Genomic DNA, 11,951 nt, shown 5'->3' on the forward strand with positions numbered 1-11,951 from the left:
GGTGCAGATGCAAAATTCAATTTTGTCATCTATGACGGTGCCGCAGTGACCTTGAAGGATGACTTTACCGAAGCCGACCTGGCCAAAGCCTTGCAAGGGCGTACCTACACGTATGTGGCAAAGAAGGTTGACCCCGGCCAGATGGAATCCGATGCCCCATGGCTGAAAGACCTGAAGCAGTACAGCTATGCAAACGGCACCTGGACCGCAACTGATACGGCTTGGACATGGAAGAACGGGAGCACCTATCATGTGATCGAGTTGCCGATTACAGGTGACTACCGCTATGGTTCCATTAACCGCAGCACGGCACGCAGCTATAGCTTTACTTACAACTATGCCAATAAAAACACGCTGCAATGTGTAAACATTGGCACCAGTTGGGCAGCGAAGCTGACCAAGATCGAGGAAAACAAGCCTGAGATCAAGCTGCAGGATGCTTACTTTGCCCTGTACAGCCCGGTTGAAGCGGACCAGATGACGAAAGATGCCTGCAGTGCATTGCTCGTTACCAAGAAGCCAGACCTGACGTACGAGGACGAAAATGGCACAAAATGGTACCTGAAGTCTGTGGTCAAGACCGATGCTAATGGCACCCTGACTTGGGCAGGGCTTTCCGAAAGCGAGTACCGGTATGTCGAGGTGCAGGCCCCCAACGGCTATAACCTTGACAGCACAGTGCGCAAGGTGACCCGCCCCACAGGCGGTGGAACAGCATCTGTTTCTGTGACTAACCGACCCGGCTACAACCTGCCGGAAACCGGCGGCATCGGCACTTGGCCGTTTATGACGGCTGGTCTGCTGCTGGCCGGCACCGCCCTGGCCCTGCTGCTGAAAAAGCGCAAGACCAACAACTAAAATCATCCCCCGCAGAGCGACCCATCGTAAGGTCCTCTGCGGGGGATTTTTGGCTAAATACACTTTGAGTCCAAAGGTATGAAGGTAACCGTCTAATAATTGACGTCCAGTGGAAATTACCACTTGACCCTTGTCTCAACAACCTTGCCAATTATAAATAGATAGTCAAGCAAATTACTTTTGGCTACGAAATCTTCTCGCGTAGAATTAAAAAAGTGCAAAACTATTGATGACCCTACTTGCTTATACTGCGCAATGAAGCCGACTGGATAAGGATTATAGATAAAAAGGCCGATATCTCCATCGCAAAGACGCTGCTGATAATGAATCAACGCGGTATCACCAGCCAGTATACGAGGTGCCATTGCATCATCGTCAAGGACATAGTAAATATGGTCATTCGGGTTTGGTACGTATGCCCATGCGGAACCATATTGTTCGTCGAAAATATACGACTTTCCGTATGGTCTGATTTTCCCAACAGCAGGGATGGAATACTCGGCGGGAGCATCAAGGAAATCGTGACCAACGGGGGAGATGTCCTTGGCACCTTTGAGGAGTACATCAGTAGATATACCCAAGATGTCCGAGAGTTTAGAAATTGAGGTAGGGGAAGGAGTGGATACTCCCGTTTCCCATTTGGCAATGGCTTGCTGTGTGACACCCAGCTTTGAAGCAATTTCCGCCTGACTATAGTGCATGGATTGCCGGGCGCGTTTTAGCTATTCTGCAAACATTTGTACTCCTTTTGTGTAGTCGGATTCCCCCGGCGGATCAAAAAGAATTATTGAACAGGCACCTCGACCTCAACATACCATTTCCCAATTGTATTACCAGAAATATTGGAAGAACGCTCAAAAAACAGGTAACGTTCCTGGCCGCAGACGGCGATGGTATAGCGGTCACCCTGACCGCCAGCTTTGGCAGCGGCGGCCTGACGGCGGCAGATAACTTTGTCGATTATAAAGTGTCGACCATCCGGCCATTTAATGATCCGCGGACGCATTACGCCATCCGATTGAATAATGCAATCCACATCTATATAAACGCGCTGCCATTGTGTCATGGTGGGTACCTCTTTAAAAGTCAATCTCCTAGAAAATCTCCATGTGCCTCAAACGGAAGTCGTAGCTCGGAGTATCCCTTGTATAAGAGTAATTTGACCTTAAGCACAATCAACTCTACAGGATATCCAAGTGAGCAAGCTATTTGCTGGACGCTGTATCCATCGTGGCAAAGCGTGAGGATATCATTATCATTTATTAAGTATTCAGCAGCAAAAAGGCTGGCCTCATATTCAGTGGTGGAGGTGTTGTCCAACGAAAGACTTGTGAAAGATCTCGCATCTGCAGAATAGGGGTGGAGAATACAATGCCCTAATTCATGTGCAAGACACACCTGCTGCATTACTTCATCTTGGTCGAGATTCAGGGTTACATGAAGTTTTCCGTGAAGTTGGATGGCAAATCCCCGAAAGGATTCTTGTATATTACCATAATGCTGTGCATCAACAAGGATACCCTTTGAGTGGGCGAGGGCCATGGGAGAAATATCGCCATATTCTTGCTTGAGAAAAGCAACGGCATCAATAATATACTCAATTGCCATAAGTCACACCCTCCCTTCGGGTTACTATTTGGATACGGCAAAAAGGTATAATTGGAGAGCCTATCTCTATTTTACCAGATGGAGAGTCCAATAGTCTGTACTTCAATTCTCGGAGTCCTTCTTTTCGGACTCGGCTGCGCCACGACAATCGAGATATGCCTGTGTGAGCGCACGGTAGTAGGCATCTTTGGCGGCCTGTGAAAGTTTGCCACCAGCAAAGAGACCGACATTTTTGGCGAATAACTCATTTACTTCTTCTGCACCCTGATCGCCATAGAGTTCTTTGACTTGGTCGAGCTGAGAAATGGGGGCCTCGTTTTGATTGCTTCTCAAAGCGGAAGGAGTCGTATGCAGTGCCTCAGCAATATGCTGTAAGGTAGTATCCCTTGGAGTGCTTTGTCCGGTCTCAATTTTATAGATGCTCACACGAGAAACACCGGATAGCTTTCCGAGTTCTTCTTGTGTGAGTTTTTGGCTTTCCCTAAGTTTTGCAATATTGGTTCCCAATGTGTTGGTCATCGTAAAACCACCTTTCCGAAATTAAAGTTAGCATTTTATGAAAACTTGTTGACTTTAAGATTGCTCGCTGTTATCATAAGTACAAGAAAAGATAACTTATAAATAGAAATGATAACTTACAAGCTAACTATAACACGGCGGCATAGAAAATGCAATACCCTTTTTCGGAAAGGATGAAAAAAAGTGAAGCGGGTTATTATTCATAGCGATATAAACAATTGCTATGCATCAATCGAACGGCAACTAAATCCCTCACTTGTAGGTAAGCCAATTGCGGTTTGTGGTGCTGCAGAAGAACGGCACGGAATAGTTCTTGCAAAAAGTTATGAAGCAAAGGCGTTTGGAGTTCAAACAGGAGAGGCCATTTGGCAGGCAAAGAACAAATGCCACAATTTGATTATTGTGTCGCCACACTATGACAAGTATGTTCAGTATTCGAGACTTGCACATGAAATTTATAAGAAATATACGCCTCTGATTGAGCCGTATGGACTGGATGAGTGCTGGCTTGATGTTTCAGGCAGTGTGGAACTGTTTGGGTCAGGTGAAGAAATTGCAGCAGAAATCCACAGGAGGTTTAAAGAAGAACTTGGATTGACCGTTTCTTGCGGTGTGGCGTCAAACAAGATATTTGCGAAACTTGGATCGGATATGAAAAAACCAGATGCAACAACGGTAATTCCGGAAGAAGGATTTCAAGAACTCGTCTGGCCACTGCCGGTATCGGACTTGTGGGGTGTGGGTAGACAAACAACAAAGAAGTTGGATTCTTATTGTATCAATACGATAGGTGCTTTGGCCAAAACCAATCTCCAATTTTTACAGGAACGATTTGGCGTTGCGGGAACTCAACTATGGCTGTACGCAAATGGCCGCGACACATCAAGAGTCGCCAGATATGGGTACATTGCACCAATAAAGAGTATCGGTCATGGAGCAACTACGGCAAAGGATATGGAATCGGATGAGGAAGTGTGGCGTACAATTTTAGATCTCACGCAGGAAATTGGCTATAAACTGAAGAAAAATCATTTGGCTGCAAGAGGAATTCAGATAAATGTCAGAGATAAAAATTTTTTTAGCTGCCAGTATCAGATGAAGTTGGAGTATATAACGCAGAGTACGCTGTTTTTGGCACAGGCGGCCAAATTGCTCTTCTTCAAAAAACATCGGTTTACTACGCCTTTACGATCGATTACGGTACGAGCAATTGATTTAGTCCCAGAGGACACACCACAGCAACTTAATTTGTTTGCAGGTTATGATAAACAAGATGACATTGTTCGATTGGAATCAGCAGTGGATCGCTTGAGGGAGCGATTTGGCAATAAGATAGTCGTGCCAGCATCACTAATGGGAAAATCGTGCAGACCAACACTCAGCACTGATTTCCCCAAGATGCCTGCGCCAATGTACCATTAAAGCGCATTTGTTCAGAAAAGGAGGAACCACAGTATCATGAGAAAAACAGGAATCACTGGAGAAGTGATAAAAATGTACGAAAATGCAGGGCTTGATGTGAATACAATCTACGCCAAAAGCCAGTTGCTGTTGTGCAGCTATCGCAGAATCTGTTGGAGTGTTCAAAATGATGCGTACTATCTTATGGATGAATCCTGCCACTATGGTGAGGATTATACTGCTGCGTTGGCGTACCTTATGGAATTTGCTCCAGATGTCCAACGAGAAAAATTTGAATACAGAATTCAGAACCTTATGGAATCTGAACATTGGATTCAACTCATCGATCTTGCGATTGAACGAGTGCGTACTTTTTACAAGCGGGGAGACCTGTATGCGGAACTTCTTTCAAAAAATTATCTGACGGGAGTGGTGTACAGAGTAGATGAAATCATTGAGAGTCTGGGCTTGGAGCGAAGCGTGTACTATAATCGACGTCAAGAAGCGGTGCTTTTGTTTGGATACGCATTGTGGGCCATCGTGATTCCAAGAGAAAAGGTAAATGCAAGAACAGAAAGTGGTGGATAAACAAAACTACGACATAAATACTACACAGTGACAATGAAATGTCATCAAAAAGACAAGAAAATAACTATATAACGCCTAATGAACAGTCGACATTAAAAATGTAGAATGGGTATGCTGGCAGAGAGCATACCTTTATAAGCACCCCATCGCATAAGCGATGGGGCTCTTTTTTTGTTGCCAGCCAATACGGTAGCAAGGCCGGGACGATTTAAATCGTCCCGGCCTTTTTGCTGACCTCTTTTGGGAAGGACTGGCAATGGAGAATCTGCATTTTGACCTGTCGAGATGCCGTTCGCCTCCAGACCTCCATCGGTTTGAAACTTTTTCAATCTGACGGAGGTACAAAATGGCTTATAACAAGGCAAGGGCCGAAATGGAATGGCTCAAATGGAAAAATAAGGAAGAGAATATGGAATATCAGCAATTCTTGGAAATCACAGAAGAACAGAAACTTATACCGCTGATTAGTGCGTAAAAGAAAATTGACCAGCGCCATACAAAAACGGTGCTGGTTAATGACTTTGCATAGGACATATTTAGTGATTTTGATCGTTAGAAGAGTGCTTTTTATTACAACAGCATACACCATGAGTGTGAGCAACTAAGGAGAGCAACTGACTCTTAATCAGTGGGTCCTGGGTTCGAGTCCCCGATGGTGCACCAAAGAATGCCTTACACGAAAGTGTAGGGCGTTTTTTTGTTGCTCTATTTTAAGAAGGCACGATCTGGTGCAGCGTCGGAGATACTCGAACAGGGCGGCGGCACGCAGGTGCCGTAAGGAACGCCACAGTGCGGCGTTCCTTAGCCCGCGGGAGAGTCCCCGATGGTGCACCAAGAAAAGCCGCAACGAATGTTGCGGCTTTTTTGTTGCACCATTTCCTTCGGGACGGACTCGCACTTCGCGCAAGCACTCGTGTTCGTCTCGCGGGGACTGGTCGCTAAAAATGGTTGCGGGTTTGTGAGCAGGGGCCACGATTGAGCGTGAGCGAAAGCGGGGAGCGAACAATGTACGCCGCGCGCGGCGTACAACCGCACGAGCGGTTTTGCGAAGCAAAATGGAGGCCTTACAGGCCGACAAGCGGACCGGACTGAATTCTTAACGCGCCCACTGATGGTGCACCAAAGAATGCCTTACACGAAAGTGTGAGGCGTTTTTTTGTTGATCTATATACTAAAGGCAGAAATAGTCAACGACGGCAGAAAGGGGGCGGAGCGCACAAACAGCAAGGTGCAGGAAGCTTTTCCGGCAGAGCAGTGGTTTCAAGATGCGCATCGATTTCCGTGATGCTTTTCCCGCTGATTTATTGCTCCGTCACTTGCAGCACACAGGCACAATAGCCGGGTTCGGGCTGATAGCAATGGATGATAAGATTTTTGTTTATCTCGGGACTGTAATCACGGAGGGTGTGCTTTGTTCCGTTTAACGCCACATCTGCATTCGCAATGAACCTGTATATTTGTGGCATGTCAGGGCTGGCTTGGTCTGGCAGTCCCGACCGACAAAACGCTTTGAGGGCAAACAAACTGCTCCACCCCGCATTTGCTGTGTATGGTTGTATGTGCTATACTAAAAACAATCGATGGTGCAGCTGAAAAGTCGAAAATATCGTCTGTTTCTACAAACGCAGCGGGATTTTGCGTTAAAAGCCTTGGAATCCACAAAGGATTCCTGCGGCTCTTTGCCTTAAATTCTGCTTGTGTTTGCGAAATATCCGTCATTTTCTTTGTTTTCAGATACACCTTAAGAAGCTGCACCAGATGTGGACTGTGCGGGGCCGCAGTGTGATGTTGAGAAAGGGGAACAGCAGATGACCCGGATTGCGATTGTGGAGGACGAGGCGGCGGTGCGGGAACAGCTGGCGGGGTATGTGCAGCGGTACACCCGGCAGTACGGCACGCCGTTTGAGGTAACGGAGTTTGCGGATGGGATGGAGATTCTGGAAGATTACCGCCCGCAGTTCGACATCATCTTTCTGGATGTAGAGATGAAGCACCTGGACGGCATGGAGACCGCCCGCCGCATTCGGGAGCGGGACGGCGGGGTGCTGATCGTGTTCATTACCAACATGGCGCAGTATGCCATCCGCGGATATGCCGTTGGGGCGCTGGATTATGTGCTGAAACCGGTGCCCTACTTTGCGTTTTCGCAGCAGCTGCAAAAGGCGCTGGGGCAGCTGAAAAAGCGGGAGCGGCATTACCTGGCCGTGGCGGTGGACGGCGGCATGCGGCGGCTGGACGCGGCGGAAATTTATTACCTGGAAAGCGAAGGCCACAAGGTACATTTTTACACCGAAAAAGAAGATTTTGTGGTGCCGGGCACCCTGAAAAACTATGAGGAAAAGCTGGTGGGCCGGGCGTTTGCACGGTGCAACAGCGGGTATCTGGTCAATCTGGCGCAGGTTTCCGGCGTGCAGCAGGATATGGTGCAGGTTGGTCCGTATACGCTGCAGATCAGCCGCCCGCGGCGCAAGGCCTTTATGGCGGAGCTGGCGGATTATATTGGGGGTGCGGGACAGTGACGACATTGCCGGATATTCCCCGCCTGTACACCGCTTTGGCGGAAGTGCTGGCGGCGCTGCTGTATGCGCACAGGCTGCCGCCGCGGATGGACCAGCGCGTGATCTGGGGCGTAGAAGCCGGTTGGGCGGTGCTGCTGGGGGCGTTTTTGCAGGCCACGGGGAAAGTTCCGCTGGCGTGGTGGATCCCCTGCATGGCAATGGCGATTCTTTCCATGCTGCTGTTTTTGTGGGTCACACGCAGCATTACGCTGCTGGAAGCGGGCTATGTGTGCGCGCGGGCCTTTATTTTGGCGGAGCTGGCGGCCAGCGTGGAATGGCAGCTGCACTGCGTGCTGTGGCCGCAGCGCGGCGGGGCGGAGCCGCTTTCGCTGCTGCTGTTGGCGGCGGTGTACGGCGGCATTTTTGCCGCGATGCTTTTTGTGGAAAAACGCCGCCCCGGCCCGGCCGGAAAGATGAAAATAACGCCCGCAGGAACTTTTGTGGCGGTGGTCATGGCGCTGACCGCATTTGCCGTGAGCAATTTGAGCTTTGCCAACGGCAGCGAAGCCAACATGAACATGTTTTACATCCGCACGCTGGTGGACCTGGCAGGGGTACTGATTTTGACGGTGCAGCACGAGCAGCTGCGCGAAGCCGCCCTGCACAGCGAGCTGGCGGAGCTGGACGGCGTTTTGCACCGCCAGTACGAGCAGTACAAGCAGAGCAAGGAGAACATCCGCCTGATCAACCGGCGCTACCACGAGCTGAAAATGCAGATTGCGGCCATCCGGGCGGAGCGGGACCACGCCAAGCAGGATGTGGCGCTGGCGGCCATGGAAAGCGTCATCCGCCAGTGCGAGGCGGAGAACAAGACCGGCAACCCGGTGCTGGACACCCTGCTGACGGCCAAAAGCATGTACTGTCAGCAGTACCACATCACGATGACCTGCGTGGCGGACGGGCATTTGCTGGATTTTTTGGAGACAGGGGAGATCTGCACGATTGTGGGTACGGCGCTGGACAATGCGACCGAGAGCGTAGAGACCGAGCCCGACCACGAAAAGCGGCTGATCCGTGTGGCGGTGTACGCCCAGAACGGCTTTGTGATGCTGCGGTTTGAAAACTACTGCGCGCAGGAAGTGGAGCTGGGCGCGGACGGCTTGCCGCGCCGCAACACCCATGGCGGCAGCGACCTGCGCGGTGTGCGCGCCGCCGCCGAAAAGCGCGGCGGAACTATGACGCTGCACTGGGAGAATGAGTGGTTTACGCTGCGGGTGCTGCTGCCGCAGAAAAGCTGAATGGATGGCTGGGGGTCTAGGATAAGGCACCCGGCCATTTTTGGTGTTTGGGCGGGGTGCACAAAACAGGGTCGAGATGCTTTGTGAGAGGTGCACAACAAAAAATGAAATGTTTTTGAAACTTTTGCAGAACATGCAACGGAAACAACAGTTTGTGCAAAAAATGAGCCGAAAGAAAATTGTTTTGGTACAATATCATCAATAAAAGCGGAAATCCCGTCAGCCGCCATCCGGAGGGCGGCACAATAAAAGGAGGAAAACAATGAACACCCTGCTTCTTACCCTGGCAAACATGGGCGTCAACCTGGACGACGTTGCCGATGTGGTCAATAACTGCATCCCGCAGCTCATCTTCTTTGGCGTTGTGGTTGCCGCCGCCATTATCGTACTGATCGCTATGGCGGTCAACAAGAAACTGGCCAAGCCCACCAAATTCATGGTGCGCGCCCAGTCTGGCCTGGCCGTGCTGGTGGCTTTCGGCATCATGCTCAACCTGGTTGCCTTTGGCCCTATGAGCACCATGCTCGACCTGGTCACCGGCAACGGCACTATCACCGAAGAATCTGGTGCAGAGGCCAACGCCCTGTGCACCGAGATTGCCGAGGAAGGCATCGTCCTGCTGCAGAACGATGACAACGAACTGCCCCTCGCGTCCGGCAGCAACCTGAACGTCTTTGGCTGGGCTTCTGTCGGCCCTGTCTACGGCGGCTCCGGCGCCGGCGCGATCTCTGCCGATCGTCCCACCGTCAGCCTGCTGGATGGCCTGCACAACGCCGGCATCAACACCAACACCGAGCTGAGCGATTTCTACACCGCTTACTGCGCCGAGCGCCCGGCGCTGGGTTACATCAACCCTAACTGGACCCTGCCCGAGCCCACCGCCGCCAGCTACACCCAGGAGCTGATCGACAACGCCAAGTCTTTCTCTGACACTGCAATGGTCGTCATCAGCCGTGTTGGCGGCGAGGGTTCTGACCTGCCCACCGATATGAGCACCGTCAACTACACCGACAACTCCACCGAGTACAAGGACTTCGAGGACGGCCAGCATTACCTCTCCCTGAGCAAGACTGAGCGCGACATGGTCGACCTCGTCTGTTCCAACTTCGACAACGTTGTGCTGGTTTACAACGCTGCCAACACCCTCGAGCTGGGCTTCGTCGATGAGCACCCCCAGATCAAGAGCGTTATCTGGTGCCCCGGCACCGGCCAGACCGGCTTCAACGCCCTGGGCGAGATTGTTGCCGGTGAGGTCAACCCCTCCGGCCACTCTGCCGACACTTTCGTCTATGACCTGACCGCAGCTCCTTACTTCAACAACATCGGCGACTTTACTTACACCAATGCGGATTCCGTTGGTTACACCGCTGCCGGCTTGTTTGGCCGTGATCCAGAGCAGGTTACCCCGCACTTCGTCAACTATGTTGAGGGCATCTACGTCGGCTACAAGTTCTACGAGACTGCCGCTGCCGAGGGCCTGATCGACTATGACAAGACCGTTCAGTATCCCTTCGGCCACGGCCTGTCCTACACCACCTTTACCCAGAAAATCGACTCCATGACCGAGGCTGACGGCACCATCACCCTGGATGTCACCGTCACCAACACCGGCAGTGTGGCCGGTAAGGACGCCGTGCAGGTCTACTTCAACCCGCCGTACACCGATGGCGGCATTGAGAAGGCTTCTGCCAACCTCGTCACCTTCGGCAAGACCGACTCCATTGAGCCGGGCGCTTCCCAGACCTTGACCCTGACCTTCAACACCGAGGACATGGCCAGCTTTGACAGCAAGGACAAGGGCTGCTACGTGCTGGAAGAGGGCGACTATATCATCAGCATCAACGAGGATTCCCACACGGTGCTGGATTCCAAGACCTACAATGTCGCTTCCACCATCGTCTATGACGAGTCCAACCCCCGCAGCACCGATGCCGAGGCTGCAACCACCAAGTTCGACTTCGCTGACGATAAGCTCGTCACCCTGTCCCGTGCAGGCCATTTTGCCAACTATGCCGAGGCTGTCGCCGTTCCCTCCGACTTCACCATGTCTGAGGAGAGCATGAACACCATGTACACCGACCACAACTGGAACCCTGAGGACTTCAACGACCCCAACGATGAGATGCCCGTTACCGGTGCCAACAACGGCCTGAAGCTGGCTGACCTGCGCGGTGCTGACTACGACGACGAGCGTTGGGATACCCTGCTCGACCAGATGACCGTCACCGAGATGGACGACCTGATCGCACTGGGCGGCTACCAGACCAAGGCCGAGGCCAGCGTTGACAAGTACGCGACCATCGACTGCGACGGCCCCGCTGCCATCAACAACAACTTTACCGGCGTTTCTTCCATTGGCTTCCCGTCCGAGATCATCATCGCTTCCACCTTCAACACCGACCTGGCCCGCCGCTACGGCGAGAGCATCGGCCGCATGGCCAGCGAGATGAACGTCACCGGCTGGTACGCCCCCGCCATGAACGGCCACCGTTCCGCCTTTGACGGCCGTAACTTCGAATATTACTCTGAGGACAGCGTCCTCGCCGGTTACATCGGTGCCAGCTCCATTGCCGGTGCCCAGAGCTACGGCGTCTACGCTTACATGAAGCACTTTGCCCTGAACGACCAGCAGATCAACCAGAGCAAGCTGCTCTGCACCTGGGCTGACGAGCAGGCTATCCGCGAGATCTACCTGCGTCCCTTCGAGATCAGCGCCAAGGTGGGCGGCTGCAAGGCCGTCATGTCCAGCTGGAACTATATTGGCAACCAGTGGGCCGGTGCCTGCAATGCACTGCTGAACGGCGTGCTGCGCGGCGAGTGGGGCTTCCGCGGTATGGTCATCACCGACGGCTTCCACTTCACTGACTACATGGATTCAGATATTGCCATCCGCAACGGCTGCGACCTGATGCTGAAGAACTACGACGTTGCCACCAACCACCTGACCGATACCACCAGTGCTACCAGTGTTAAGGCTATGCGTCAGGCTTGCAAGAACATCATGTACACCGTGGTCAACTCCCGCGTTTACGACCCCGCCAACACTGTTTCCACCCCCATCTGGCGTACCGCTATGATCGTGGTCAACGTGCTGCTGGCTGTACTACTGGTCGTGCTGGAAGTTCTCACCTTCAAAAGCTACAAGAAGAAAAAGGCACAGTAAAGTGTAATTTGTAAGCTG

The 11,951-nt window shown here is 51.8% G+C and carries 13 protein-coding genes and 1 pseudogene; 7 read left to right on the plus strand and 7 right to left on the minus strand.

Annotated elements, in window-relative coordinates; translation table 11 throughout:
- Nucleotides 1-141 precede the first annotated feature (141 nt).
- On the plus strand, nt 142-858 hold the full coding sequence (locus PG062_RS12055; protein ID WP_270752517.1) for a SpaA isopeptide-forming pilin-related protein: 717 nt from the start codon (nt 142-144) through the stop codon (nt 856-858).
- Between the two features lie 116 nt (nt 859-974).
- Here PG062_RS12055 and PG062_RS12060 read toward each other — a convergent pair whose 3' ends face one another.
- The 5 genes and pseudogenes from PG062_RS12060 to relB form a co-directional block, all read right to left on the minus strand.
- Nucleotides 975-1,439, minus strand: coding sequence for a S24 family peptidase (locus PG062_RS12060; RefSeq protein WP_270752518.1), 465 nt, complete (start codon nt 1,437-1,439; stop codon nt 975-977).
- Nucleotides 1,428-1,568, minus strand: a pseudogene (locus PG062_RS12065) (helix-turn-helix domain-containing protein); the annotation flags it as partial. The gene PG062_RS12060 and the pseudogene PG062_RS12065, both read right to left, overlap by 12 nt.
- A 74-nt stretch (nt 1,569-1,642) precedes the next feature.
- Nucleotides 1,643-1,924 (minus strand): hypothetical protein, encoded by a 282-nt coding sequence (locus PG062_RS12070; protein WP_270752471.1) that lies wholly within the window; start codon nt 1,922-1,924, stop codon nt 1,643-1,645.
- 20 nt (nt 1,925-1,944) lie between these two features.
- A complete protein-coding gene (locus PG062_RS12075) occupies nt 1,945-2,466 on the minus strand; it encodes an ImmA/IrrE family metallo-endopeptidase (protein ID WP_270752472.1) in 522 nt (173 codons plus the stop codon).
- Between the two features lie 102 nt (nt 2,467-2,568).
- Complete coding sequence (gene relB / locus PG062_RS12080) at nt 2,569-2,985, minus strand: type II toxin-antitoxin system RelB family anti-toxin (RefSeq protein ID WP_270752473.1); 417 nt, start codon at nt 2,983-2,985, stop codon at nt 2,569-2,571.
- Nucleotides 2,986-3,168: 183 nt separating this feature from the next.
- Here relB and dinB point away from each other — a divergent pair, with 183 nt between their 5' ends.
- Entirely contained in the window at nt 3,169-4,407 is a 1,239-nt protein-coding gene (gene dinB, locus PG062_RS12085; protein WP_270752474.1) for a DNA polymerase IV, read from the plus strand.
- A 36-nt stretch (nt 4,408-4,443) separates the two neighbouring features.
- Nucleotides 4,444-4,974 (plus strand): hypothetical protein, encoded by a 531-nt coding sequence (locus PG062_RS12090; RefSeq protein ID WP_270752475.1) that lies wholly within the window; start codon nt 4,444-4,446, stop codon nt 4,972-4,974.
- 92 nt (nt 4,975-5,066) lie between these two features.
- Here the strand turns inward: PG062_RS12090 and PG062_RS12095 are convergent, their stop codons facing one another.
- The gene (locus PG062_RS12095; RefSeq protein WP_270752476.1) at nt 5,067-5,303 is read right to left on the minus strand and encodes a hypothetical protein; all 237 of its coding nucleotides are present in this window, start codon (nt 5,301-5,303) and stop codon (nt 5,067-5,069) included.
- Nucleotides 5,304-5,320: 17 nt separating this feature from the next.
- Between PG062_RS12095 and PG062_RS12100 the strand changes: the two genes are divergently transcribed.
- Nucleotides 5,321-5,449 (plus strand): hypothetical protein, encoded by a 129-nt coding sequence (locus tag PG062_RS12100; protein WP_270752477.1) that lies wholly within the window; start codon nt 5,321-5,323, stop codon nt 5,447-5,449.
- Nucleotides 5,450-6,441: 992 nt separating this feature from the next.
- On the opposite strand, the gene PG062_RS12105 is transcribed toward PG062_RS12100, so the two are convergent.
- A complete protein-coding gene (locus PG062_RS12105; RefSeq protein WP_270752478.1) occupies nt 6,442-6,693 on the minus strand; it encodes a hypothetical protein in 252 nt (83 codons plus the stop codon).
- A gap of 89 nt (nt 6,694-6,782) precedes the next feature.
- Here PG062_RS12105 and PG062_RS12110 point away from each other — a divergent pair, with 89 nt between their 5' ends.
- The 3 genes from PG062_RS12110 (at nt 6,783) to PG062_RS12120 (ending at nt 11,933) form a co-directional block, all read left to right on the plus strand.
- Nucleotides 6,783-7,493: a LytR/AlgR family response regulator transcription factor gene (locus tag PG062_RS12110; protein ID WP_270752479.1), complete on the plus strand. Its 711-nt coding sequence runs from the start codon at nt 6,783-6,785 to the stop codon at nt 7,491-7,493.
- Nucleotides 7,490-8,770, plus strand: a complete 1,281-nt coding sequence (locus PG062_RS12115) for an ATP-binding protein (RefSeq protein ID WP_270752480.1) — start codon at nt 7,490-7,492, stop codon at nt 8,768-8,770. Before PG062_RS12110 ends, PG062_RS12115 begins: the two co-directional genes overlap by 4 nt.
- A gap of 262 nt (nt 8,771-9,032) precedes the next feature.
- The gene (locus tag PG062_RS12120; protein WP_270752481.1) at nt 9,033-11,933 is read left to right on the plus strand and encodes a glycoside hydrolase family 3 C-terminal domain-containing protein; all 2,901 of its coding nucleotides are present in this window, start codon (nt 9,033-9,035) and stop codon (nt 11,931-11,933) included.
- Nucleotides 11,934-11,951 lie beyond the last annotated feature (18 nt).

This window comes from Gemmiger qucibialis (assembly GCF_027689445.1).
GTDB classification, from domain to species: Bacteria; Bacillota; Clostridia; order Oscillospirales; family Ruminococcaceae; genus Gemmiger; species Gemmiger qucibialis.